Source organism: Huintestinicola butyrica, from assembly GCF_025567215.1.
GTDB lineage: Bacteria > Bacillota > Clostridia > Oscillospirales > Ruminococcaceae > Huintestinicola > Huintestinicola butyrica.
Window position 1 is genome coordinate 160,327 of the sequence record NZ_JAOQKB010000003.1, and the last position, 25,757, is coordinate 186,083.

31 protein-coding genes are annotated in these 25,757 nt (G+C 40.8%); 27 read left to right on the forward strand and 4 right to left on the reverse strand.

The features are described from left to right. Nucleotides 1-319: 319 nt before the first annotated feature. From OCV68_RS04840 to OCV68_RS14680, 3 genes are all read left to right on the forward strand, one after another. The gene (locus tag OCV68_RS04840; protein WP_262571145.1) at nt 320-1,588 is read left to right on the forward strand and encodes an MFS transporter; all 1,269 of its coding nucleotides are present in this window, start codon (nt 320-322) and stop codon (nt 1,586-1,588) included. Nucleotides 1,589-1,685: 97 nt separating this feature from the next. Further along, nucleotides 1,686-2,045 (forward strand): AraC family transcriptional regulator, encoded by a 360-nt coding sequence (locus OCV68_RS04845; protein WP_317259200.1) that lies wholly within the window; start codon nt 1,686-1,688, stop codon nt 2,043-2,045. Continuing rightward, nucleotides 2,042-2,188 carry a GyrI-like domain-containing protein gene (locus OCV68_RS14680; RefSeq protein WP_317259201.1) on the forward strand — a complete coding sequence of 49 codons (147 nt, stop codon included), beginning with the start codon at nt 2,042-2,044 and terminating at the stop codon, nt 2,186-2,188. Before OCV68_RS04845 ends, OCV68_RS14680 begins: the two co-directional genes overlap by 4 nt. 81 nt (nt 2,189-2,269) lie before the next feature. Here OCV68_RS14680 and OCV68_RS04850 read toward each other — a convergent pair whose 3' ends face one another. From OCV68_RS04850 to OCV68_RS04860, 3 genes are all read right to left on the reverse strand, one after another. Then, nucleotides 2,270-4,996 carry a calcium-translocating P-type ATPase, PMCA-type gene (locus tag OCV68_RS04850; RefSeq protein WP_262571147.1) on the reverse strand — a complete coding sequence of 909 codons (2,727 nt, stop codon included), beginning with the start codon at nt 4,994-4,996 and terminating at the stop codon, nt 2,270-2,272. 212 nt (nt 4,997-5,208) lie between these two features. After that, nucleotides 5,209-7,155 carry a beta-propeller domain-containing protein gene (locus OCV68_RS04855; protein ID WP_262571149.1) on the reverse strand — a complete coding sequence of 649 codons (1,947 nt, stop codon included), beginning with the start codon at nt 7,153-7,155 and terminating at the stop codon, nt 5,209-5,211. 27 nt (nt 7,156-7,182) lie between these two features. After that, a complete protein-coding gene (locus OCV68_RS04860; protein WP_022474736.1) occupies nt 7,183-7,710 on the reverse strand; it encodes an RNA polymerase sigma factor in 528 nt (175 codons plus the stop codon). Nucleotides 7,711-8,684: 974 nt separating this feature from the next. Here OCV68_RS04860 and OCV68_RS04865 point away from each other — a divergent pair. The 19 genes from OCV68_RS04865 to OCV68_RS04955 all read left to right on the forward strand — a co-directional run bounded on the left by OCV68_RS04865 (nt 8,685) and on the right by OCV68_RS04955 (nt 21,927). Then, on the forward strand, nt 8,685-8,969 hold the full coding sequence (locus tag OCV68_RS04865; protein WP_262571152.1) for a hypothetical protein: 285 nt from the start codon (nt 8,685-8,687) through the stop codon (nt 8,967-8,969). After that, complete coding sequence (locus OCV68_RS04870; protein WP_262571154.1) at nt 8,959-9,294, forward strand: hypothetical protein; 336 nt, start codon at nt 8,959-8,961, stop codon at nt 9,292-9,294. The genes OCV68_RS04865 and OCV68_RS04870 overlap by 11 nt, the downstream gene beginning before the upstream one ends. 20 nt (nt 9,295-9,314) lie before the next feature. After that, nucleotides 9,315-10,454 (forward strand): helix-turn-helix domain-containing protein, encoded by a 1,140-nt coding sequence (locus OCV68_RS04875; RefSeq protein ID WP_262571156.1) that lies wholly within the window; start codon nt 9,315-9,317, stop codon nt 10,452-10,454. A gap of 249 nt (nt 10,455-10,703) precedes the next feature. Continuing rightward, nucleotides 10,704-11,648, forward strand: coding sequence for a 3'-5' exonuclease (locus OCV68_RS04880; protein WP_262571157.1), 945 nt, complete (start codon nt 10,704-10,706; stop codon nt 11,646-11,648). Between the two features lie 82 nt (nt 11,649-11,730). Continuing rightward, nucleotides 11,731-12,018, forward strand: a complete 288-nt coding sequence (locus tag OCV68_RS04885) for a hypothetical protein (protein ID WP_262571159.1) — start codon at nt 11,731-11,733, stop codon at nt 12,016-12,018. Further along, nucleotides 12,008-12,238: a helix-turn-helix domain-containing protein gene (locus OCV68_RS04890; protein ID WP_262571161.1), complete on the forward strand. Its 231-nt coding sequence runs from the start codon at nt 12,008-12,010 to the stop codon at nt 12,236-12,238. Before OCV68_RS04885 ends, OCV68_RS04890 begins: the two co-directional genes overlap by 11 nt. A gap of 213 nt (nt 12,239-12,451) precedes the next feature. Next, a complete protein-coding gene (locus tag OCV68_RS04895) occupies nt 12,452-12,793 on the forward strand; it encodes a MobC family plasmid mobilization relaxosome protein (RefSeq protein ID WP_262571162.1) in 342 nt (113 codons plus the stop codon). 1 nt (nt 12,794) lies between these two features. Beyond that, nucleotides 12,795-14,228, forward strand: coding sequence for a relaxase/mobilization nuclease domain-containing protein (locus OCV68_RS04900; protein WP_262571164.1), 1,434 nt, complete (start codon nt 12,795-12,797; stop codon nt 14,226-14,228). Continuing rightward, nucleotides 14,228-14,482 (forward strand): hypothetical protein, encoded by a 255-nt coding sequence (locus OCV68_RS04905; RefSeq protein WP_262571167.1) that lies wholly within the window; start codon nt 14,228-14,230, stop codon nt 14,480-14,482. The genes OCV68_RS04900 and OCV68_RS04905 overlap by 1 nt, the downstream gene beginning before the upstream one ends. Then, nucleotides 14,464-14,829, forward strand: a complete 366-nt coding sequence (locus OCV68_RS04910) for a hypothetical protein (protein ID WP_262571169.1) — start codon at nt 14,464-14,466, stop codon at nt 14,827-14,829. Before OCV68_RS04905 ends, OCV68_RS04910 begins: the two co-directional genes overlap by 19 nt. A gap of 2 nt (nt 14,830-14,831) precedes the next feature. Further along, complete coding sequence (locus OCV68_RS04915) at nt 14,832-15,806, forward strand: hypothetical protein (protein ID WP_262571170.1); 975 nt, start codon at nt 14,832-14,834, stop codon at nt 15,804-15,806. A gap of 1 nt (nt 15,807) precedes the next feature. Then, nucleotides 15,808-16,122: a hypothetical protein gene (locus OCV68_RS04920; RefSeq protein WP_262571173.1), complete on the forward strand. Its 315-nt coding sequence runs from the start codon at nt 15,808-15,810 to the stop codon at nt 16,120-16,122. A gap of 40 nt (nt 16,123-16,162) precedes the next feature. Further along, nucleotides 16,163-16,528 carry a hypothetical protein gene (locus OCV68_RS04925; RefSeq protein WP_262571174.1) on the forward strand — a complete coding sequence of 122 codons (366 nt, stop codon included), beginning with the start codon at nt 16,163-16,165 and terminating at the stop codon, nt 16,526-16,528. A gap of 79 nt (nt 16,529-16,607) precedes the next feature. Beyond that, on the forward strand, nt 16,608-17,447 hold the full coding sequence (locus OCV68_RS04930; RefSeq protein ID WP_262571175.1) for a hypothetical protein: 840 nt from the start codon (nt 16,608-16,610) through the stop codon (nt 17,445-17,447). A 2-nt stretch (nt 17,448-17,449) separates the two neighbouring features. After that, nucleotides 17,450-17,836, forward strand: a complete 387-nt coding sequence (locus OCV68_RS04935) for a helix-turn-helix domain-containing protein (RefSeq protein WP_262571177.1) — start codon at nt 17,450-17,452, stop codon at nt 17,834-17,836. Nucleotides 17,837-17,890: 54 nt separating this feature from the next. Further along, entirely contained in the window at nt 17,891-19,201 is a 1,311-nt protein-coding gene (locus tag OCV68_RS04940) for a DUF4116 domain-containing protein (protein WP_262571179.1), read from the forward strand. Nucleotides 19,202-19,217: 16 nt separating this feature from the next. Then, the gene (locus OCV68_RS04945; protein WP_262571180.1) at nt 19,218-19,472 is read left to right on the forward strand and encodes a hypothetical protein; all 255 of its coding nucleotides are present in this window, start codon (nt 19,218-19,220) and stop codon (nt 19,470-19,472) included. 2 nt (nt 19,473-19,474) lie between these two features. Then, complete coding sequence (locus OCV68_RS04950; protein WP_262571182.1) at nt 19,475-20,074, forward strand: 3'-5' exonuclease family protein; 600 nt, start codon at nt 19,475-19,477, stop codon at nt 20,072-20,074. Between the two features lie 41 nt (nt 20,075-20,115). Then, entirely contained in the window at nt 20,116-21,927 is a 1,812-nt protein-coding gene (locus OCV68_RS04955; protein WP_262571183.1) for a PcfJ domain-containing protein, read from the forward strand. Nucleotides 21,928-22,000: 73 nt separating this feature from the next. On the opposite strand, the gene OCV68_RS04960 is transcribed toward OCV68_RS04955, so the two are convergent. Then, the gene (locus OCV68_RS04960) at nt 22,001-22,210 is read right to left on the reverse strand and encodes a hypothetical protein (protein WP_262571184.1); all 210 of its coding nucleotides are present in this window, start codon (nt 22,208-22,210) and stop codon (nt 22,001-22,003) included. Between the two features lie 201 nt (nt 22,211-22,411). Here OCV68_RS04960 and OCV68_RS04965 point away from each other — a divergent pair, with 201 nt between their 5' ends. Genes OCV68_RS04965 through OCV68_RS04985 form a run of 5 tightly spaced genes read left to right on the forward strand, consistent with a single transcriptional unit; the run spans nt 22,412 to nt 25,706 of the window. Next, a complete protein-coding gene (locus OCV68_RS04965; RefSeq protein ID WP_262571185.1) occupies nt 22,412-22,744 on the forward strand; it encodes a hypothetical protein in 333 nt (110 codons plus the stop codon). Between the two features lie 15 nt (nt 22,745-22,759). Continuing rightward, complete coding sequence (locus OCV68_RS04970) at nt 22,760-23,002, forward strand: hypothetical protein (protein ID WP_022475864.1); 243 nt, start codon at nt 22,760-22,762, stop codon at nt 23,000-23,002. Nucleotides 23,003-23,017: 15 nt separating this feature from the next. Then, nucleotides 23,018-23,347 (forward strand): TnpV protein, encoded by a 330-nt coding sequence (locus OCV68_RS04975; RefSeq protein WP_262571187.1) that lies wholly within the window; start codon nt 23,018-23,020, stop codon nt 23,345-23,347. Further along, nucleotides 23,347-24,135 (forward strand): ParA family protein, encoded by a 789-nt coding sequence (locus OCV68_RS04980; RefSeq protein WP_262571189.1) that lies wholly within the window; start codon nt 23,347-23,349, stop codon nt 24,133-24,135. The genes OCV68_RS04975 and OCV68_RS04980 overlap by 1 nt, the downstream gene beginning before the upstream one ends. 35 nt (nt 24,136-24,170) lie before the next feature. Next, nucleotides 24,171-25,706 (forward strand): ParB N-terminal domain-containing protein, encoded by a 1,536-nt coding sequence (locus OCV68_RS04985; RefSeq protein ID WP_262571190.1) that lies wholly within the window; start codon nt 24,171-24,173, stop codon nt 25,704-25,706. Nucleotides 25,707-25,757 lie beyond the last annotated feature (51 nt).

Consider the following 25,757-nt stretch of genomic DNA (forward strand, 5'->3'; position numbering starts at 1 on the left):
TGCGAGCATTTGCAGGCGGCTATTTTATTTCAATCCTAATACCGCTCCTAACACGTCAAGACGCTGAATCCGGGGCTTATCATATGAAATATACCTGCCCAATGCTGTATCTGATAATTGTAATATCGTCTTTTGCAGCTTATTGATTGAAATCTCAGAACAGGCATAGTATAATAAATGTAACCATATAAAGGGGGGATAACAATGATGCTTTGTATTTACACAGCTCCATGCAAGGAATGACGAATTGCATGGAGGAATGATCCGCCGTCATGCCTTGCATCTGACTGAAATAAATCAGAAAAAGGAGCAAGGTAATATGAAAACCTTAAAGGAACTTAAAAATTTTATAATTCTCTGGCTCACTCAGTCGTTTTCGGCGCTGGGAAGCTCTATGACAAGCTTTGCGCTTGTGATATGGCTTTACAGTGACAGCGGTTCGGCGCTGACCACCTCGCTGCTGACGGTATGCTCATATGCGCCGTATGTTTTGATGAGCATTTTTGCAGGTGCGGTAAGCGACAAATGGAACAAGAAAGCGATCATGCTTATCTGCGACAGCTTTGCTGCGGTCTGCACTGTCATAATTCTTATACTGCTGAAAACGGGCAGCCTTGCCGTATGGCACCTGTACATTCTCAACGCCCTGAACGGCTTGATGAATTCGATCCAATCACCTGCTTCGGACGTGGCTGTCACGCTGCTCACACCCGAAAAGCATTATCAGAAAACAAGCGGTATGCGCTCATTTTCAAACTCGCTTGTGTCCATTCTTACGCCTGTTCTGGCAGCTGCTGTGATGTCGTTTGCAGGCATTGAAGCTGTCATCGCCTTTGACCTTACCACCTTTGCCGCAGCATTTCTTGTCCTGATGTTTTTTATCAGAATACCGCAGGTCGCCCGGGACTCCGACAGCAAGGAAACGATTTTGCAGTCGGCAAAAAGCGGACTTTCCTATTTGAAAGGAAATCAGGGTATCCTCTGGCTTATCCTGTTTTTATCGGCGATTAACCTGATAGCATCAATGTACAGTGCGGCACTTCCTGCGCTTATTATTTCAAAAGCAGGCGAGACGGCATACGGTATCGTAAACAGCTGTGTCGGCGTGGCAACACTTCTCGGAAGCGTTGCGGCAACCGTATTTCCAAAGCCAAAGAGCAGGATCAATGTTATCTGCAACTGCCTGCTCATCTCCATGAGCACGGAAAATTTCCTGCTTGCTTTCGGAGATAACACCGTCATATGGTGTATCGGTGCATTTCTCGGCTGGGGCATTATCCCGCTGATGAGCGCAAATTATGACGTTATTTTCAGAAGCAATGTGCCTAAGCAAATGCAGGGGCGGGTCTATTCTGTCAGAAATACTCTGCAGTTTTTCACCATTCCCGTCGGTTATTTCCTTGGCGGCTTTCTGGTGGATAATGTCTTTGAGCCGCTTATGGAAAATACGCAAAGCGGCTTGCTCAAAGGCATTTTCGGCAGTGGAAAGGGCTCGGGTGCGGCAATGCTGTTTTTCTTTATGGCTGTATCGGGTGTTATTGTTTGCCTGATTTTCCGCAGGATAAAGGCACTGAGGGAGCTTGAATAAGATTATTTACATATACCCCGCCACAAAAAGCACAAAAAGTCGGGCATAACAATCCCTCATGATGTATAATATCATCAGAGGGTAAGGAGGAGACATCATGAACATATGGAAAGGGATACAGAATGCCATAAGGTACATCGAGGACAACCTCACCGAGGAGCTTGACATTGCCGATATCGCAGCAAAGGCGCACATATCTGCATTTCACTTTCAGCGGATATTTTCCGTGCTGTGCGGCTTTACGGTGGGGGAGTATATCCGCAGCCGCAGGCTCAGTATGGAAGGCTCCTACAGTGAGATACCGAAGTTCTGGCAGGAGCATATGTCGGACAGCGGCTTTGTCATCGGTGACCCCCGGCAGGAAGTCCCCGAGGGATACGAGACAAAGCAGATACCCGCAGGCACATGGGCAGTTTTCCCTGCCACGGTGCGATGCCCAAGGCACTCCGGGACGTGAACACAAGGATATGGAACGAATGGCTCCCCAACTGCACCGAGTACAGGCTGGGCGGCAATTACGACATTGAAATGTACACCGCTCCCACGGAAGACCCTGCCAAGACCTACAGCGAAATATGGATACCTGTTGTTAAGGCATAAGAATACCCCCTGTTTCTCTTTTGAAGCAGGGGGTATTTATTTTAGGGATAATTCATTCTGCGCACTGCACTGTCAAACAAATTATTTTCTTACCGCACCGACTATTGCCTTTCTGATAAGGTCAACGGGGATAATGGAAACCGCCATCACAAGCACTACTATCCACTCGGTAAGGTTAAGCCCATAGCAATCCAGCACCGCTCCGCCAAGGTATGTCATAAGCACCTGCACCACGGTGATGATGCCAAGAATTTTAAGGAAGCCCTTGTTTCTGCCGATGTTATCCATAAGGTTCATTTTCTCCGTTCTTGCGTTGAAAGCGTTGAACACCGCCGCAAAGATGAAGAAGCAGAAATAGCCTGTGAGGAGATAATTTGTGCTGTCCTCAGCATTTCCCACTGTGTATTCACGGAAGAAGTTTGCCATAAATCCGTCTGTTCTGAATGTGTCATTTGAGGGGTCAATGCCGGTTATGAGCATCACAAGGCTCAGGACGAATATCCACAGCGCACCTGTGATTATCTCAGACCACATATACTTGTTTACGATAGGTTCCTTTCGGGACTTGGGCTTTTCAGCCATATAACGGTGAAGTGCAGGCTCGCCTCCGAATGCCAGAGCTGCCAATGTATCCATTACAAGGTTTATCCAGAGTATCTGAGTGATCGAAAGGGGATTTTCCATGCCGAGCAGGGGACAGATAAAGGAAATAACCACCGCTGCAACGTTGATGGTCAGCTGGAAGATGATAAACTTTCTTATTGAGTTGAAGATAGTTCTGCCGTAAAGGATAGCCTTGTCAATGGAGTTGAAATTGTCGTCCAGGATAACAATGTCGGAGGCTTCCTTTGCGACCTCGGTGCCGCCGCCCATTGCAAAGCCAACGTCCGCCTTTTTAAGTGCAGGGGAGTCGTTTACGCCGTCGCCTGTCATACCTGCAACAAGGTCAAGCTCCTGAGCTATGCGCACAAGCCTTGACTTATCGGAGGGCAGTGCTCTTGCAATTACACGGATATTTTTCAGCTTGTCCTTGACCTCATCATCGGTGAGCTTTGCCAGTTCGTCGGAGGTAAGCACAATGTCTGTCTTTTCATTGGTAAGCAGTCCTGCGTCCTTGGCAATAGCCACCGCAGTATCCTTTCTGTCGCCTGTTATCATGACAACCTGAACGCCTGCGCCCTGAACTTCCTTGATAGCTGTAACGGACTCGGGACGTACCTCGTCTCTTATGCCCAGTATTCCCACCAGAGTCCAGCTGCCCTCAGGGAGCCTGTCGCTGTCAGGCTCGATGCTGTCATCGGATATTGCCAGCGCCAGCACACGTATAGCACGGGAAGCCAGCTCGTTTATAGCCTCCTCCACGGCAGTGCTGCCTGCAAGCTCTATCCTGCTTCCGTCGGGAGCAAGGTAGTATGTGCATTTTGCAAGGAGCTTTTCAGGTGCGCCCTTTATAAGAGTACCCTTGAAATCGTCGCTCTCAACAGTTGCGGCGGAGTATTTATTGTCGCTGTTAAAGGGGATAGAAGCATACTTTGTCATTCCGCAGGAGGGTGCTCCCGCAGCAAATGCCAGCACAGCTCTTTCGGTGGCGTTTCCGCCGATGACCCTTGCGTCGCTGCCTGTGCCGTTTATCATGGCTGTGGTATTTTCGGTAATGCAGGCTGTAAGCATCTGACCCAGCTTGTCGGGGACTTCAGCGCAGGTCTTGTATCTTCTGCCCTTGCCGTCAACGAACACAACAGCTTCCAGCTGACCTTTTGTAATAGTACCGGTCTTGTCGCTGAAAAGAATGTTAAGGCTTCCTGCTGTTTCAATTCCCGCTATCTTGCGGACAAGCACGTTATCTTTGAGCATCTTGCCCATGTTAAGAGCGGAAACAATGGCTATCATAAGGGGCAGACCCTCGGGAACTGCCATTACGATGATTATTACCGCAAGAATAAGTGCGTCCAGCAGGTCGGTTATAATGCTTGCGGCACCTGTTGCAAAATATGCACCGAAGCTGCCTGCAAGGACTATTCTGTGGATAAGGAGTGCAACGGCAATGGCAATGCCGCCGATATATCCGAATTTGGAAATGCCGTTTGCCAGGTCGCCCAGCTTTACTTTAAGGGGCGACTCTCTGTCGTCCTCCTGCTGAAGCTCGCCTGCGATCTTGCCGTAAACGGTCTTATCGCCGACGGTGGTGGCTTTCATTACGGCGTTGCCCGAACATACAACAGTTCCCCTGAACACCTTGTATTCGTTGAGAAAGTCCAGCGCCTCGCCCTCAGGCTCGGCGTAATCCTCGGGCTGGGTTATTTTCTTAGCTTCCGCAGCCTCGCCGTTGATAACGGACTGATCTACCTTGATATCGCCGTCGGCAAGGATACCGTCAGCAGGTATCTTGTCGCCTGACTGAAGCATGATAAGGTCGCCCGCAACGATATCGTCAATGGGTATCTCTTCCACGCTGCCGTTTCTGTAAACCTTGCAAAGTATCTTTGAAGCCTCTTCCTGAAGCTTCTGGAAAGCGTTCTCGTTTCTGTACTCGGAGAATGTGGATACCAGCGTTGCAATGACTATCGCCGTCGCAATGCCGATAGGCTCGTACCATTCCACCTCAGCATCAACCACGCCCATTTTTCCGAGAATGAAAATAATGACGTTGATGCCAAGTGCCACACAGAGAATTTTTATCATGGGGTCGCCGAAATTTGCCTTGAGCTTGTCCCAGAAGGTCTCAGTCTCCACTTCCGAAAGGCGGTTGCTGCCGTTCAGCTTTCTGGATTCCTCGACTTCCTTGTCGGTAAGTCCGTTGAATTTCATAACATATCTCCTTGTTTTAGATGTTATTATATTATATAAGTAAACAGGAACCTCCGAAATGAAGATCCCTGTAATTTTCTGTGCTGAATGTGGTAATTATACCATTTTATGATTTTTATGTCAATAACTTTTCCCTTTTTCTAACCTTATTTTAACCTTTGAATGGCAAAAAAATACGGACGGCTTTTACACCGTCCGTTTGCTGTTTTTTATCAGAATACAAATGTATCCGCAACGGTCATATCATCAAGATCAACGGAAACCATTCGTCCGCTGCCGATGATATAAAGCACTCCGTCAGTAACAACAGCTCTTTCAAAAGTGTAGCTGTCATCAATGTCGTTGTACTCGAAAACGCCCTTCTGAGTGAAGCCGTTCTCATCGTATCCGAACACGAAGTACTGGTTCTTCACGCCGAACTCGTTGACGCTGGAAACGGGGATACCGACTATTTTGTTGTCGGTGTCGATAAGCATTGCCTTCTTGTCGCTTAGGGCAGGGGACTGCACCTTGGGGAACCGGGCAAACACTGTTTCGCTTATCTTCTCGCCGCTGTCTGCGCTGTAAAGCTCCAGTCTGAGACCGTTATATCCGCCGTTTTCGTCCTCACAGGCGGTTATGCCTGCCATAAGTCCGTCGGAAAGCTTGCTGACATAGGGTGCGATGAAGCACTTTGTCTCAGCATTTTCCACAGGAGCACTCTGGTCAAGGTCAACCACGAGAGAAGCATCTGTGCGGTTATTTTCAATAAGACTTGCATAATTGCCGTCAAACTTGACGGAGCCGATTATCACACCGGGAAGAAGTCCCTCTGCCTTGGAGATCACTGCAAGTGAGCTGTCAAGCGTGTAGATATCGGTAACTGCCATTCCGTTTTCGTCAAAGCTGCGGCAGGCGATCCTGAAACCACCCTCGCTCTCTGCCATGCTGTACCTGCTGATAAGCTCGCCCTCAACAGTTCCCGAAGCTTTGTAGGAAAGACCGCTTTCAGAAATTGCAAAGGAGGTAACAGCTGTGTAGGACTTGCCGTCCTTAGTGCCCGAAAATGCCACATAAAGGGTATCATCGGAGCAGAAAGCATTTGCATTGCTGCCCAGAACAGCCTTTACGGAAATGTTCACAGGCTCGCTGCACTTGACGGAGGAAATGATAGTGTAATCGGTATTGTTCGCTCCCTGGGGAACTGTGATATCCTCGGCGGCAACGTAGTGCTTTTCGCCATCGATATAGTAGCCGGGAACGTAATTATCAAGGTCAGCATTCTCGTCAAGGGGCGCTCCTCTGTAGTTGGAGTATCCCGTTACGAGGTACAGAACGCCGTTATCATCTATCCTTGCGGAGTTGTATTCGCCGTTCTGCTTATATGTTTTGATATGAGTAAGCGAGTCGGAGGAAATTGTGTATATATCTATGACCACATTTGTATGGTCTCTGCCGTCCTCAGACTTGTCACCGGAAGCTTTTTCTTCGCTTACAAGCACAAGAGAATTACCTCTTACATACATCTCAAAGGGAGGATTTTCGGTGGTTATCTCCTGTTTTACCGCCATATTGTCCTTTGAAACAACGTAGAGAGTTCCGCCGCAGATATAGTAGATAGAGCTGTCATCGCTCTTCACGATATCGGCATCTGAAAAATCAGAGCACACGGCATCAATATTCTTGCGTGAGGTATCCTCAGCGGGCGCTTCCGTAATAGCGGGAGTTGTTTCGGTGGCAGCGGGCACATCGGTGATTGCAGTGTCATCGGTGATAATTTCCACACCGTCGCCATTCTCGGCAGCGGCAGTTTCGCTGTTGGCTTCCGAATTAAGGTAAATTCCCGTGTAAATGCTGTACAGCTCATCATAAGACTGTACCTGAACAGCCTCGTAGTTGATCTCGCTTTCGATATCAACAGGCTTTGCGGTCTGCTGGCGAACAGCGGCAAATCCGCCTGCCAGAGCTATGCACGCAGCAGCTGCGGCGATAGTACGCATAATAATAGTACGGTTCGTTTTCTTTGCCGTGATCTTTTCGGAACGGTCAATGTCTGCGCTTGTATTTTTCTGTGCGCTGCGGTCTGCGTTCCTGAGCATTGCTTCAATATTCACGGGCAGCAGTTCCTCGGGAATATCAATGCTTTCAACGGCTTTTCTGAGATCCTTTTCAAAGCTCATGCTTCCGGCCTCCTTTCTTCAAAAAATCTAAGTCAGCAGCTGTTTCAGTCTGGCTTTCGCCCTTGCTACCTTTGAACGAACGGTGTTTGCATTTGTTCCGAACATTCTGGCAATCTCTTCGCTTTTATAGCCTGAAACAACACTGAGTGACAGCACCATACGTTCCTCTTCGCTGAGCTGCTTAAAGCCTTCCATTACCTCTATGCTGCCGAAATCTATTTCTTTACTTACAGCAGCCTCTTCGGCATCGCTGAGATCGTCCACATCTTCCCGGAAATTGTTTATCTCTTTATATTCCTTGCGCTTGTTTTTTATCTTTACCGTAAGGATCTTTATTATCCAGGCTTTGAATGCTTTTTCGTCCCTCAGCTTTGATATGGAGGTGTAAGCTTCCAGCACCGTGTCGCTAACCACATCGGAAGCATCGTGTTGATTGTTCAGGTTCAGCAGAGCGATCCGGTACAGATCCTTGTAAACAAGGGAATAAAGTTCGGCAAACGCTCCGGCATCTCCCGCCTGTGCACGTCTTACAGAGGCGGTAAAGTCCAAGCTCATTGTATTGAATCACCTCGCACCCGCTTTTGCAGCAAAGCGGATTGATATGATCTCGTACCGAGTTTATATATATGCTCGCTCTTCTGAGCCCTGTCATATATATAGTGCAGATCTGCGTGCGTTTTGTTGCAGAGAATTTTTATGTTTGGATATTCTCACAATCCATCACTGCATCAGATTTGATTTTTACCGCACTTTGCACAATTTCGGCAGAGATCCGACAGAATTTTGCTTATTGGAAATATATCTTAGGCAAATAATGATCTTCATTTATGATCTGCGGCGATGCTATAAAAGCCGCAGAAACCGACCCGTTATACTTGGGCAATATATAGTTTATTTTACCCCAGATACGCTGTTATGTCAATATATATGATGTAAATTATTTGGAAGATGATGGAAATAGGGAGCATTGACGGATTTTGCCGAAAATGGTATAATTATTTTGCTGCCTTACTCCGTTCCCTAACCGGAAGGAGGTGAGCCGGATGGAATTTCTCATTTCTTTTCTTATATCTGTCGCAGCAGGAATAGTCACAAACTACATCTGCAAGTGGCTGGACGGAAATAAGAAGTAAAACAAAAAGGCAGTCAGCACAAAAGAACGCCCTCGGAGGTCGCAACTCCGAGGGCGTTCGATTTGTGATCCGAATGGAACACTCATTTCTTTTCGTGATAATTATACCACGTACATATATTTTTGTCAAGCAATAAAAAATTATTCCGCAGGCAAAGCAAACAAAAAACCGTTTCAACTATTGTCGAAACGGTTGTTGGTTGCGGAGGCAGGATTTGAACCTACGACCTTCGGGTTATGAGTATTACGGCAGACAAAAATCAAGTAAAATACCATTTTTTATACATAACTGATAATCTCAGTGTTATAAAAAGACTATCTTCAAACATCTGAACACTAAGTTCGGAAGATTGAAAATAGTCTTTTTTCTTTTCTCCGATAACAGGAGGACTAACTCGTGGAAGAATTACAGCAAATAATGCAGGATAAAGACCTTACATTGCAGGCAAAGGCGATATATATTTATTTTCTGCAAAATTCTAATGGCGAAAAGTCATTCAAATTGAAAAGTCCCTCTGCAATACAAAATGAACTGGGAATAGGCAGTCACACCTATTATTCTCACGTCCACAAACTTATTGATGGCGGCTACATCAAAATACAACAGACCCGTAATGAAAAAAATCGTTATAGTGGCGTGAAATGTATATTTTTAAACGGAGGAAAAGAAAATGAGCAGTAAGAAAAGAAATGTATCAAAAAAAGACCTTTTAGCTGTACACAATGACTTTGTGCACGATGAACGCCTCAGTTTCGATGAAATAGGTTTACTGGCATTTATGCTTTCTTGTCCAAATGGTTTTGATTTTTCTGCTGCTAAAGTCGCCAAAAGCCGTGGAATTGATATCATTGAAGTTAATGGAATACTTTCCTCTTTAAAAAATCACGGATACTACAGACAGATAAAACTCGTTGATAGGCACGGAAATTTTGTTGATTGGGCATACGAAGTTTCAGATGAAGTTCGACCTGAATGGATTGGGACTTCACCGATTGAACTCGCATAAAAAAGCAGGAGGTGAAAAAAGTGGGAGCAATACGAAGAAGTTTTAAAAAGAACTTCACGATGGTACACAACGAATACCTTAATGATCCTCGCCTTGGGGGAGCAGAAATGGGGTGGCTTACATATATGCTGTCAAGACCAGATAATTGGAATTTCTCAATAGAAGGTTTGGCTCATACTCATTCTGACGGTAAGACAAAAATTATAACAGCTTTAAACAAGCTGAAATCGTTTGGATATTTCAGACGAATCAAGCTTATTGATGATACGACAGGACGTATTATTGATTGGGTTTATGAGTTTTCTGACGAGCCGCATCCCGAATGGATTGAAACAGAGGATGAGTGTGAAATATGTAATAGCCCACATTCCGATTTTCCAGATGTGGAAAATCGCCCACAATCAAGTACAGATATAATAATTACAGATATTGATATTATTGATGATTCTGATTGCACCGCTTGTGCAAATGACGATGAAAAAGCAGAAGAAATATCTGATCAGGAGTTTTTTAATTATAACTCAGCGATTAAAGCTCAGATTGACTATGACCGCTTATGTGCGGAATGCAACAAATATGATGTTGACAGAATAAAGGATATCATTCTTGACGTCATGCTTTGCAAGGCATCAAGTGTAATTATCGGAAAAAAAGAAGAAATACCTACCGATGAGCTTAAGGAAATGTTCGGGCATATTGAGTATTCCCATATAAAAAAGCTATGCGAAATTATCGTTGGAAAGCAGATTCGCAATTTCCGAAACTACATCAGAAAATCGCTTTTTAATGCAATAAGCAACAAAAAACTGAAAAAGCCTACTGAATTTAAATCATACGATAATGAAACATTGCTGTTATACGCTGATGCGTGTGATAATAAATTCAATAACGAACAGATGGAATATATCGAAAACAGGCTGCTGTCGATTATTCCTTACTGTACGGGAAAAATTGACAAAAATGATGTGGAGCTTGAAAGATACGAATTTCTGCGTATGCTGTATTTGAGAATGAAGGCAGAAAGCAGTCAGAAAAAAATTTCGAATAAATTTAAATACTTCTGCGTAATGCTTGAAAAAGAAGAATACACCCCTTATACATCTTCCCCGCAATACAAAGAAATTATATGCGATTTTCGAGCACGCAATAAGAGCTTATAAATAGCAAGTAACGGAGGCTAAAATATGATTGACATTGTTTTTATGATTGAATCGTTTAAGTCAATGCCGCTGTGGTTACAGATTATTATATGTATTTTATCTCTTGTGTTTATTATAGGAACTGCATCTATAATATTTAAAGCAGAAGAAGAAGAAGAAAACACTTACAGAAAGCTTCTGGTGGCTAACATTATGAACTTACTCGTACTTATTAACATAGTGATATTTTATAATTAGGAGGAATAGAAAATGACAAATTATTTTGGAAAAGCAAGACTGATAAAATTGTTTTATCACTACATATCCGATCGTACAGAATTTTTAAAAAGCTTCAAGGCATATGTCAATGAATTTGGAAAAGAAATTATGTTTTTGTATAAGAAATATCGAGGCAGTGAGTGGTTGGAAATACACCATGATGGCTATTACTTCAAATTTTATGTATTTGGACAGGCATCCAAAACTATAGATTTTAAAGAATATCGGATTGATCTTGAAACTGATGGAGATGGCGGAGAATTAACAACCAAAACCTGCATTGTCAGAATAATAAGTTATTATACTGCTGATTTTTACCCATTCGTTAATAATAAAGATAAGACATTGGATTGCTATACAATTTCGAAAAAGCAAAGAAAGCCTGATGCAGCTGATCTTGTTGGAAAAGACTGTGACGTTATTTTTCTTGACACTGAAACAACAGGACTTGATCCTGAAGCAGATGAGATTCTACAGATATCGGTTATGAACAATAGCGGCGAAATACTGCTTAATAGTTATATTCGTCCTGAGCATAAGACAGAATGGACGGCAGCTGAAGCTATAAATCATATTTCACCACAAATGGTAAAAAATGCTCCATTGATGTCTGACATAGCACCGCTGATATCCAAAATAATGTCCGGAGCTAAAGTAGCTGTTGCATATAACATTGATTTTGACTGGCATTTTATTTCCAAGGCACTTGAAAAAAGTGACTTTGATTTTGAGAATGATACGCCTGAGCTTAGATGCTGCATGAAAAAATTTTCAGAAATATACGGCGAATGGGATAGCGAAAGGTTGAGATATCGGTGGCAAAAGTTATCAATAGCGGCTTCCTATTATAATATTCCATGGAGAGGACAGGCTCATGGATCACTTGCCGATACTTTCATGTGCAGAGATGTTTGGAACAAAATGAATGATGACTGAAATATTCATAATACTCATAGGACTGCTGCTTTGCGATTTTCTCACAAATGATAGGCTTAATTAAAAGGAGAAGCAAGCTACGATGAAAAAGGCAATAAATTTCTCAGATCTGACGCAATGCCCGTTTTGCGGATGTAATGGTTTTTATGTTCGACAGCACGCAGAGGGAACCGTAATATATCATCATTCCTTTGATGGTTCTGAATTTGATAATAATGATATGTATAATGGTCTCATTATTACAGGCGGCAAAAGAGCTTATTGTTCTCAGTGCAATAAATTTCTTGGAAATTGTGAAACCAATAAAATCAGTTTGCCGGCTTTGAAAGCTCTTTTAAAAAATGAGGAGGAAGAAGAAATTGGCAAATAAATGTACTTTAGAGGATTTAAAGGAAAGTGAGCTTGAACTGCTTGTGCCGCAAATGGTTGCAGATGTGCTTGGAACATCTGCAAAGACGCTTATACAAACAGCAAGAAATGCTCCTGATAGTTTGGGCTTTCCGGTCATTAAAATAGGAAAACGTGTAAGATTTCCCCGACGGGCTTTTGTTGATTTCATGTCGGGTAACTTACAGGATAAATCCAGATGATTTTTTCCTTTTCAGCCCATCGTGTTGCGAAAAAGTGCGATGCTTGCCTCCGGGCCTGGATTTTTGCAGGCTTTTCGGTTGCGGCACGAGAAGAGCGACTAAATAAATAGCAAGCATAGAAAAGGTATATACCTTTTCCCATTATCTGTAATTTCAGATAATGGTAGGGGTAAACACCCCTAATACCCCAAATTGTAAAAAGAGGTAACTACTATGCCGTATGGAAAAGATAGAATAATGAAACTTATTGGTTATTCACCTAAAGAATGGGCTATTATTTCTGAACGATCCAAGAAATTGGGAATGAGAACAGGAACCTATATTCGCACCATTTCTGTTCAAGGCAGCATAAAGGTTTTTAATCTCAAAGAGCTTTCTGATGTATATAAGGCCATGAACAGGATCGGCGTGAATATCAATCAGATATCGACTGTCGCAAACAGCACAAAATCAATTTATCAGAAAGATATTGAGGATTTGCAAGAAGAAATAAAGCAGCTTAGGCTTGTTGTTGAGGACTGGCTTTCGCCGCTTCAGTCGGAGGAGCTGTTGTAATGTGCCTATAGTAAAATACGTTGCGGTTCATACTACTCCATTGTCTAACATTGAGTATATTCTGAATGGTGACAAAAATGACGAAATGAAATTTGCAACAGGAATAAATTGTACTGCCAATCCTCAGGAGGCGTATGACGAGTTTCGCAGAACATTCGAGATATGTGCAAAGGAAAGATTTTTCAAATCTGAGATTGTCGCAGACAAGGACAAGTCCGAAAAACCAAAGCAGAAAGAAAAGGTGCGTATTCATCATTACATACAATCCTTTTCCCCGGATGAAAATGTCACTCCTGAGGAAGCTCATCAGATCGGTATTGAATGGGCGAAAAAGGTTTTCGGAAATAATCATCAGGTCATCGTGAGTACACACGTTGATAAGGATCACATACATAATCATTTTGCGGTGTGCCCATATAATCTGGACGGAAAACAATGGTATGCAAATTACAAGTCGCTTATGAAAGTGCGGAAGATTTCAGATGCTATTGCACTTGAACACGGTCTGCATATTATTGAAAGCCCCAAACACAAAAATACGATGAAGTATAATGAATGGCTTACACGAAAAAACGGCACATCATGGAAACAGAAGCTTTGCAATGATATTGACAAAATTATTCTGGATAAAAACGTAAAAAATCTTCAAGACATTGAGATGAAGCTGTCAGAGAAGGGATATGTTGTGCATCAAGGTAAGTATCTTTCGATAAAAGCGCCAAAGCAGAAATATGCGATTAGAAGTTTTCGTCTGGGAGATGGGTATTCCATACCTGACTTGGAATATCGTATTTTACATAAGGATAAAGAAATCAGTCCTGCTGCTATTGAACGCCTATCCGGTATCCAGAGAGAATATGCAATATGTATGCGCCAGATGCAGATAAGCATTTTTATAAAAAAAGAAAAGAAAACTACATATTCAGATTTGAGGAAAAGTGCAGATCTGCTTAATTATCTAAGCTTAAATAATATAACATCTGTATCAGAATTTGAAAACAAGCTTAACTGTGCAGCTGAAAAATATCAATCATTATCAGATAAGCATGATGCGCTTGCAAAGCAAATAAATGCTATGAAAAAAATAATAACAGACGGCGAAAGCTATCTTGCACTGTCATCCGCTGACTTTCTTACTTCAGAAGAAAAAGTAATGTATAATAAGGTTTCTTATGTTGAGGCAAGCGGAATAACCGACAGGGAGGATTTGAATGCGAGAAAATCCAAATTAGCAATAATCAAAAACGAGTTAAGCGATACTGCAAACCAATTAGAGCTGTTTAAATCAGAAAGAGATACTATCGCCGCTAATTATGAGACATATTTAAAAAACATGTCAAATCCTTCATATGCACCCCACCAGGATTATCAGCTTGAGCCGCAGCCCGAAGAGAGGCTTTATAGAAGAAATAATGAACAGGAGGTAGAACGATAATGTCAAGCGATTATAAGAAAACACAAAACATATTTCCGCATCCGAAGCGTGATGATTTGAAAAAGTTAACTGCTAAAGGCTGCATTTGCATAGCAGATCAGGTGAAAACTAACACAGCATCCAACGATGACTTTGGCAACTACACTCGGGAGGTTGTGATCGTAATACTGAAGGAACTTGCAAACAGCATGAGTCCTGGCGAAAGCCTCGACGAATGTTTCAGGAGGATAAAACAATGGAATTTAATGCAATAAACGGAGTTATTTTAATTGAGGAAGTTTGTAAATTTCCTATGGCATTACTAATCGTTGCGATGGTAATTGTTTGCTTTGGATTTTTTGTAGCGCAGGCTCAACTAATTAAGTGCGACAGCGAAAAAGGTCCATCGTGCTTAAATTTAATTGTCCTGATTATTATCACAGGCATTGTGGCATTCATACCATATGAAATTAACGACGATCCGTTGAATCTTGGAAAGCCGACAGGTGAGTATAAGGTAATTACAACTCAAGAGGTAAGTATGACTGAATTTCAGGATACATATGAAATCGTCGATTACAAAGATGGAGTTTATACGGTACGAATGAAAGGAGAACAATAATCATGGCAAAATCAAATTTTGAACCATACGCATATCTTTACGATAATGGATTCTTTGATCCGATAGAAGTGATAGTTGATGATAATGAAATACGTGTTCCGGAAACGATTGTGCCGGAAAATATTTATTATACTCCTTCCAAATCGACATCAAAAAATAGTAAACCAGACAAATATGAAAACTTTTTAAAAAGACTATACGAAATATGGAGGTATGGTTGTGATGGGTTGGAATTTGTCCAAAAAATATGGTTGCCTACTCTTCTGATATGTCTAATGGCCGGTGCAGCAGATGCAAAATACTTAAAAAGCAATCCGAAATACTTAATAATCCTGATTATAATATTTTCAATTATTTCACTTATTACAATAATATATGCGATATGGGATATGAATGGCGGTAAAATGCTAAAATCACTTTTGCTGAAGAATCAGGGGCTTTGTAAAAACCAAACATTATATACTTTAAATTTCAATTATGACGTTATACCTGTTAAACTTTACGATATTTATTTGGAAGGTAAGAACGATATCCTGTTTACCTGTACAACGTTAATTGGCTTAGAGGATAATTGCCTGCAAAAATATATTACCTTAAATAATGACGAACTGTTTTTAACACCGGAACAGGCGTTAGAACAGCTACCTGTCATTCAAAAGCGACAGATCAGCACATTGGCTGATATTTTGCAGGATAAATCAGCTGCATTCTTGAATGGAAAAGCTTTCAGAAAATATGCAGCGCTGTATTATAAGAAACAGAACGTAAGTTCATCAATATTTGATACGAGGCATGACCATATTGCTATTTATGATTTCCTGACAACTAAAGATAGCCTCATTAAATTCTGCAAATTTATAAAGGAAGCAAAATTTGAAAAAGCAGTAGCAGAGCAGAAAAAAAATGCACAGGCTGAAAAGGAACGAGCTATCTTAAATGATGCGCTAAGTTCATTAAATGTGAGAGGAGGTGTTTAAAATGGACGCAGACGAGATAATAGCTAAAATTTTGTTTGGACTGATAAAAGTTGCAATAATATTTGCAATATGTGTAAGAATAGATCTTCATTCTCAGGGAATTGATATGCGCAGCGGAGTGGTTTGCGATAAGCAGATCGTTCATCATACTTTTAATGATTCTAATGAGTATGTTATCACCATATCTAAACCTGCAACCGGGATTATGTACAAGTACTTACCGAAAGATGTAAAAACTGATTTTTCCGTCAGCCCCGAAATTTACTGTAAATATCAGGTCGGAGATGAGTTCGATTCTACCACAGAAATATGGTGATAATTCCCCAATGGGGAATAAAATGAAGGAGGATAATTTTATGGAATTTATTAATGGAGTTATTTTAATTGAGGCAGTTAAGTCGATGCCAATATGGTTGCAGATTACAGCATATTTTGTAACGCTTGCGATTTTCATCCTGGATATCTATATTACAGTTAAAGTATCAAGAAGCATTGCTGAGGGGGAATTTTTAAAGCCAATAGTTGCCGAAGTGTTGGGCGTAGCTTTGTTAGTCACCGCAGGAGCTTTCGCCAAAGGCGAGATAGGTGGAGACTACTTTAAAGTGCCAAACGGATTATATCGTGTAACTGTAACTGCGGAAACAGATATGACTGAATTTCAGGATACATATGAAATCGTCGATTACAAAGATGGAGTTTATACCATAAAAGTCCGTGAGTAAAAAACACATAAATTTCCACAGCCGTCATTATCGGCGGCTGCGGGTGATTCCCCACTGGGGAATGGAAAGGATAAGGATTATGAAAATAACATTTGATAACAATTCTTTTGTCGGTATCTCTATTGATACATATAACAGACGGGAATATGTTATTAAATCAGAAAATGGCGTTGAAACATATTGTGTTGAGGGAATAGGACGGTTTCTTTCGGATCACTTTGATTTTGCAAATCAGATTTTTACTCCTGATTTTTTTGAAGCCCAGAAGCACCTGAAACTGAATGCCGGGCATCAATATGATGTATTGGATGTGTTAAAAGTTTCTGCCCCTAAAATTATATCCGAATGGGAAGCTGCCTATGAATTTGAAAGCACTCACGCTGTTGGGGCATTGTATCTTATATATCGGAACGAACGGCAATATTTTGTTGCGGAAAAAGATATGATTTCACAAATCAGTTTTATAATCAATTATCTTAATGAGCTGTATGCCGCAGGAATGTTTCCTCGCTGCTGTATGAGCTGCGGCTCTCTTTTTCTTTCAGGCAAACGGCACGGTAATGTTCTTTGTTCAGACGAATGCCGCAAGAAAAAGAAAGTACAAAATACAATACATTATTACAGCGTATGTTCTGAAAATGAGAAATTGTATCTGAAAATATATCGAAAATGGAAAGAACGTGAACATCGTGCAGCTGATAACCACACCATCAGCGAGAGCGGTCTGGAGCAGCTTGATTGGAAACTAAAACAGCTTATTGTTATGCACAGAGAATGTGCTTATAGACGGGAGGAAGGAAGATTAAATGAAGCCGACTGGGCTGCTGCTCTTGAAAATTATGACAATGAGCTTTATGAATTATGGGATAATATAAAAAGCCATAAATGCCCCACTGGGGAACCGACAGGAGGTAAATAAGTGTGTTTTGGGATAAATACAATAAAATTTGTAAAGAAAGAAATATAAAGCCCCGAAAACTTGCAGCAGAACTTGATATATCGCCTGCAACGGTCACAAGGTGGATAAATGGCAGTGTTCCAAAAATGGAGACTGTAAAAAAGCTTTCGGAAATGTTACAAGTGCCTGTGGTGTATTTTTTTAATGAAGATGAAGAGCTTGATAATGTTCTGAAAATAGTAAAGGCAAGGAGAAATGTGCAAAAAATTGTTGAGCTGTGCGATGAACTTAATGACAGTCAGATAGATACACTTTTTATGTGCATCGCACAGATGAAAATAAAAAAGATTGAGGAGGAGTGTGAAAAACGCAAAGAACAAATCCTTTTGGATTATAATGCAGAGCTTTAAAATAATTTAAGAGGTTGAAAATTCCCCACTGGGGAACCGAAAGGAGTCGAAAATATGACAATAAAAGAATTTTGCACAGAATACGGTAAGTCAGAAACCAATGTCAGAGCAAAAATTGCACATAATAAGGATAAGCTGAAAGATCACGTTTCTAAAAGCCCATACACAAGGACGATTACTATTGATGACTTTGCTGTAAGCTTTCTTCTTGAAGATAGGAGAAGTAAAGGCAGCTCTGATGAAAGCTTTGAAAGGAAGTCAGAAGAAAAAGTGGTGCCAAAAGGCACTATGAGTAATGAAACAGCAGATGCTTTTCAGAATTGGAATGACGCAAAAAAGAAGCGGGTAATGGATATTTGTATGGAACAAGTAAAAAAATATCACAGGCAGCTTAGCTATATACCTGACAGCTTCAAAACCAAGGAGCTGTGCCGATGTGCCGTTGAAAATCACGGCTTGGCACTGCAATATGTTCCTGAGTGCTTTGTTACGAAAGAGCTGTGCGATATTGCTGTAAAGTCAAACAGTGTTGCACTTAGCTATGTCCCGGATAAATTCAAATCTTCTGAAATGATACAGACAGCTTTTAACAATTACAGCGAAGCTCGCAAACATTGCATAAGCAGTGATGAATTGGATAGAGACAGCAAACTGCTCAAATATGTTCCTATAATATTCCGAACGGAAGGTATATGCTTTAAATCACTACTTGTGAGCGATTGCAATGTGAAATATATTCCTATAAAGTACCTCAGTACCGATAAGTTTATAGAAAAGATGATAAGCTCACCGGTAAGCAGAAAATATATTTCTCTCAGTTTTTGGACAAAAGACAAAATAAAAGAAACCTTACAAAAGGATAATCAAACAAATTATGCAAATCGTTTTGGATTAAACGGTTATCCAAAGGAATGCTTCAACTACAAATTATATGTTGAATTCATTGACCAAAAGCTTATTGATCCAATGGATATTTATAGAAGCGATTATTATTCTTCTGTGCTTACAAGGGAGGAAATGAAAAAAATACGGCAAATTGATATTGATGAGCATAACAGGCTGGAGGAAATATATGCTCTGATACAGCAGGATTCCAAAAATATCAGACTTATGCCGACAAATAATAAAAAATATAGCGTTTATGCGTTGACGGCAGTTTGCAAATGTGGCGAAGCACTTAGATATGTCCCTATGGAGATGAGAACCGAGAATATGTGTCAAGCGGCAGTCGAAGATAATCCCGATGCAATTCTTTATGTTCCTGATGAATATAGACAGCAGATAATAGAAAATATACGTGAGAGAAATGATTGGATAAAGTATATCTTCGATGATGGATATTTATCGGATCTGTTTATAAAGTGAGAAAGGAAATGATCGTATGAATAAGGAATTGATTAAAACTATTATGGAGAACAGAACTGCTGACAAAGCAACTATGGACATTCTTCTCAGACTTCCTGATGAGGCGTATAATGAGCTTAAATACATAACCGAAAACTTCTTTGAAAATGGTGCTGATTGGGCAACAAGGCAGTTTCAAAGCATAATTCGCAAATATCTGAGTGATGATGAAGAGCTTATGCAGCTCATTGATGAAGATGAAAGGCAGTATGGTAATTTTAGGGAGAGATAAAAATGGGAGCAGAGATTTTAACTAAGGAAAAATACAGAAAAATGTACAATTTGGAACAAAAAAGAAGTGACGGACTGCGTGCTATGGCAGAAAATTTGATTACAGCGGATAAAAAAATTGTCATTGATATCGCAACCACAGGCAATAACACAAAGGAAGATGAAGTATATAAGCTCTCTGTTGTTGATATTAACGGATATGTGATTTTTGACAGCTTTTTTGCCCCTGAAAATGATCGTAACAAGTTTCAAATAAAGATGCTTTCTATAACAGAGAATGCTCCGCCGTTGTCGGATCAGCTCTTTAAAATAGATGAAATATTACTATCTGCCAATACTATTATTGGGTTTGGGCTTGGAAAGGTAATGGCATTTTTAAGACAATCCGGTTGTGTATGGAGAACAGACTATGATTTCGTAAACGTTCAAAGGACATTTGAGGATCATTGTGATACAAAAAAAGCTGCACTCAATGAATGTGCAGCTTACTTTGGATATGAACTTCAAGATGTTAAACCATATGAAACTGTAAAAAAATGCAATGCGGTCTTACATTGTTACAGAAAAATGATTGAAGAAGGGTGGGATATTGATATAGAATAGCTTATTTGTCTTTGCTTTATTTGTGAAGATAGGAGAAAAATATGAGAGAGAAAGTATATATATTTGACGAGCCAAATGCATTTATTACTGCTAGGCGTGTTAGAGCAATTCCTCCGTACTATTATGAGAGTAGAAGTCATCGACCAGTTTGGTTCAAAGAGCAGGGAGATATCAGAGAGTCTCTCTGCAAAATGACCCCAAAGATGATTTTAAAATGGGAAGCACAAAATAACATGACTTTGGAGCATGGAGTGTATTGCTGCAAATGCCGAAAGGTTATTCCTCCAAAAGAGTTAATAAGGGAATCTCCTAAAAAAGAGGAAGCTATTAAGCTATACGGGGAAGAATGGTACAGAGCTTTTGATGATTACGATGTTCATTTGAGCTCAATGAAAGAACAATGCCCTTATTGTGGACAGAATTTCAATCTCAGAACGTGCGATACTGTAAAAGATCATAATACATATGTATCAAGAATCAGAATATCCGAAGATGGGGATAAAATTTCATTGGCTATTACCCAAAAGACAGTCTTAATCAATCCTTTGTCAGGCTGCTTTATTTGCAAAAATTTCGGTTATCGTTATGTTTTTAACTGTCGGACCGGGCAGGCATACGCTCTCCCTTATTGGTGCAACGGTAAGAAGAAACAAGCTTCTGAACATATTCAATGTATAACGTATTCATCATTTATACGCTGTCTTGTTGAAGTTCCCTATAAAGCCGTAAAAGAGTTAGCAAGACAGATTTTTATAAAGCAAAATTATCCCGAGAAGTTAAAAGACTATATGGCTGCTATTCGAAGAAAGGATATACATTACAAAATAGGATTTCTTGCCCTTTGTAACAGATTCCCTATGCTGACAGTTAAGGAATGCACCGATTTATTTGCATTCAGTGAAGCGTTCTGTTGTGGAATCAATAAAGTGTTTTCAAAAATAAAGCCTGACTGCCCAAGGGAAATGTTTATATCGAATCTGAATATAGGATTGAAAAAATGCAAAACAGTGAAAAAGCTGTTGTCCAAAGATATATCTACTGTATATTTTATGGATTTATTCTTCAAGTTAGGATGCGAAGACACGAATTTGTTAGAGAATTTTGTAGGAAAATTTGATATGAATAAATACTATGATATGATTTTTTCAACAGATTCTTATGGCGATTATAGATTGTCAACAATAAAGAAGATGACAAAGGAGCTGATAAAGCTCAAAGGAGAGCCTTGGGTAGTTGCACAATTAATTAAATACTCTGCTTTAATTTATCTGGATGCCGTTATGATGTTCAAGCGTTTAAAAGATAGAGGAGTACTGACACAGCATGCCTTGAGAGGGAGTATTCAGGAAATTCATGACAGACTGTCTACAGACATTAATAAGCTCAGGTATGCAAATGTCATTTTAGACTATCCTGATGAAATGAAAAATAGATATAATCGCACTGTCAATGGACTTGATTTTGTACTGGCGAGGGAAACTGACGAGCTGATACGTGTCGGACAGAGAATGGGAATATGCGTGGGTGGGTACCACGATAAAGTTGCCGATCATATTACTACCATTGTTGTTGCATATAAGGACGATTTGCCAGTGATATGTATTGAAATAACCCGCAATGGCCAGATGAAACAAGTAAGCACATTCTATAACCATTTGGTTCAGGGGTCGTACGCTTATGCCCTTAAAGAATGGGTTGCACAATGTCAAGTCAAAACCTGTTTTTGCTCTCAATACGAACATATTGAAAGAAACCAAATAATCGATGATGCCGAGGTAGCACCGCTCAATTGTCATGACTTTCACACTTTGGAAATAGATGAGGACGGGAATGTCTTTTCCTTCTTCGATTAAATGTAGTCATAAATTATGGCATTGTAATCTTGTGAAAAATATGTGGTAAAATAGTGCTTATGAGATGAAAAAGCTACTTTTTTGCTGCTTTTTCCTTTTCCATCTCAATCATAAATCCATCACGCTCCAGAAGAGCAATCACGTAAGAATTTAGGCTGAATCCCCGGTGTGCAGCCTGAGCCTTATACTTGTCCTTGGCCCCCTTTTCGCAGCGCACTTTGAATTCGTCGAGCGTGGAAAGATATTTTTTGTTAGCCTTTAACTGAGCGGTTGTTTGCTTCACGGCGAATCACTTCCTTATCAATTTCCTATATTATAGCACACAAAGCATATGTGTGTACACATATATTTCCCACAAAAAAAGAAAAATAAATTTGTGTATTTTCACTCTTGATATGTGGGGACACATATGCTATAATATAGACAATAAAAAACTTCCCCATTGGGGAAATGCCAAGATCAGGACATGAAAGGATACGATATTATGACAACACTGTTACTTATACCCGTCAAGCTCATCGCAAAGGCTCTGCTTTATATTCTGTCCGCAATTATTTGCGTAATAGCGTGGGTCATAGGACTTCCGGCAATGATTTTTAGAAATCTCTGTGCTATTATTGGCGGTATATCAATAATAGCATTAACCATCATGCTCGTGATTGGAGCAGCACCTAATACAGTAAATCCCTTCCTTTGCTATGGAGCTTCCATAGGCGTTATACTCATTCCTATGATTCTTATTGAAATTATGAAAGCTTGCTTTTGTATTCGAGGCCGTCTGCTTGGCACTGCGGATAATATACAACTGATTGGATAACAGGAGGATGGCAGCATGAATATTGAAGATAACATAAAGATTCAGCAGGCTTTTGTACAAGCACGAATTGAATATGCAGCCGCTGAGGAAGAAAGGCAGAAAAAGATTAAGGAAAAGGCTCACGCCGCATTGATTATACGTCAACAGCAGGCGGCAGAGCGAAAGGCTTTAATCGACAGAATAAAAAGTGATCCGGAGCGCATGAAAAAAATGGAGGGTTATGCTTTTGAGGTCACAAAACCCAAGTACAATTTATAATCGGAGGTAAATATTATGGAAGAAATGGACATCAGGACTTTATCTAAGGGTAAATATGCAATTCAGAGAAAAAATGTGCTCAAGGACCACTTTCCCGCAGCATACCAGCGTATGCAGATGGATGGAACTCTTGAGGAGCATCTTGCATATACGCAGGAAAGCGTAAGCAATTACGTTGATATATGCGCCGAACGCTATAAGCAGACTGAAGAATACAAGCAGGCGGAAGCTGCTGATCCGATGGAAGCAATGAGATTGTTTAATATGACCGTTCTTGAAGCGGAGGAAGCTGCTTACAGATCATGGATAGCAATAGACGCATATGAAGAGGAGGACGATGAATAATGAAGATCATAGCTATCGCCAATCAGAAAGGCGGAGTAGGCAAAACCACAACAGCGGTGAATCTTGGCACTGCTCTTGAGCTTTCGGGAAAAAGGGTGCTTCTCATTGACCTTGATCCGCAGGCTAATATGTCTGCATATCTCGGATTTGAGGACGATGACAAAGCGACTATGAGTGACCTCGTAATGACAACGGCGAATAACTTTACGATGGGCGCTCAGAAGCGTGAAATGCCCTCTATGGACGAATGCGTTCGATACAGTGAGATCAATAAGGTACATTTCATTCCTTCTGATATAGGTTTGGCATATGCCGATGCGTGTATGATGCAGGCGGCTCAAAGGGAAAGCGTACTGAAATTCATTCTTTCAGACAAGGCTATACAGGAATATGACTATGTTATAATCGACTGTCTCCCCTCTCTCGGAATACTGCTCATCAATGCCCTTACTGCTTCAGACGGTGTGATAATTCCTGTTCAGACACAGAAATTTGCACTTGACGGACTGGATATGCTCAGTGAGATATATAATCAGGTAAAGGAAACTATCAATCCAAAGCTTGATATAACCGGAGTTCTTGCCACAATGGCTGATAACACAAATATTAGCCGCTCGGTTGTTGAGAAGCTTACAGAACGGTACGGCAATAAGATGTTTTGCACACAGATACATAAGTCGGTCGAAGCAGCCAACAGCTCAGAACGTATGAAGTCTCTTTGCCTGAACAAGACAAAGCTTGGAGAGGAATACAAGGCGCTTGCTACCGAAATAATGAGCCGAACATAAATATTCCCCACTGGGGAATAACAGGAGGCGATAAAATGCAGACATACATCTGTAAATGCGGAAAAACCTTTGAAAAGCCAACAACCGCTGATACCACAGGATATGTGCTTCAAGATTTCTCTCCGCAGCACGAATGCTACGGCTGTCCGTATATTGTTACAGTGAGAGACTGGGTTACACAGAAAATTACCAAACAGGAATGCAGGGCTACGCCTAAAATACAATACCGCTCATTTACGGATATAGGTACTGATGATAAAGATTTTAGGACTTGCTATCTTTATTCTCTTGACCTTGTATTTGTTAAAAGAGTCCTTAACTTTGTAAACAGCCTTGAAGGAGCTGAGAACCATAATCACACCATTCCTGATACATGGCGTGCAGCTGATTTTGAAAACAGCGGTCTGGCAAAATTCTTTATCAGCTTTCAGAAAAACAAGAAAGGAACTGCCGCACGGAGAGAAGTGATGCAGACGTTCTTCAATGCAGACGGTTTTCGTAAGAATACTTCAGAAGAAGACGAAAAAAATATCATTTTACAGCGTATCGAAATCGCCAAGGAAAATGCACAGGGCAGATGTGAGCCAGAAAAAACGGAGGAAAAGATTATGAAATTTGATGTTACGAGTATGCTTTCAAGCATACCTGCTACAGCGAAAACACTGTCTGTACAGGAAATTCCCATTGATTTGCTTGTCCCCTACGGCAAACATCCATTTACACTTTATACGGGCGAAAGACTTGACGATATGGTGCAGTCCGTTAAAAGCAATGGCATACTTACGCCTATTATAGTGCGTGATGCGGCAGGAAAGTATGAGATTTTGGCAGGACATAACCGCACCAATGCTGCAAAGATTGCAGGGCTTACAACTGTTCCTGCCGTTGTAAAAACCAATCTCAGCGATGAAGATGCCGAGATGTATGTTATCGAAACCAATCTCATGCAGCGTGGATTTAAGGATCTGTGTACATCAGAGCAGGCGGCTGTAGTAGCACTCAGACACTCAAAAATGTTTGATGAAGATAAGCTTAAAGCTATTCATGATGAGCTTGGAGCTATGGAAGCAGGAGCAGAAAAGTCAAAGGCAGACAGCAAGCTTGCTATGGTAGGTGAAGAATACGGTTTGTCGAAAAACACTATCGCTCGTCTTATCAGAGTTAATAAGCTGATCTCCGCCTGCGACAAATATAAAATCGCTATTGATACTAACAGGCTATCTGTCAGAGCAGCTTGTGAGCTATCATATATCAGATCCGTAACAGCCCTTAATGCCATATTTGAAAAGTATAAAGAGTTTGTTGTGATTGACAACATCTGGAATGATGTTGTCAAAATTGACATAAAGCTTGCGGCACAACTCAGAGATATTTTCGAAGGCTTTGACGACACACAGAAAGCTGCCGAGCTTGCTCTAAGAGCGATACAGAAAGTTGAAAAGCCCTCAAGGCCTAAATCATATAAGCTTTCGGCAGACACTTATAGCAAATATTTCAATGACAATGACACCGAGGAGCACATAAATTCGGTTATCCAAGCTGCACTGGAACAGTATTTCCGTGAGAAATAAGTTGACAGTGAAATAATGATATGGTATAATGTTTAAGATATAATCAATATC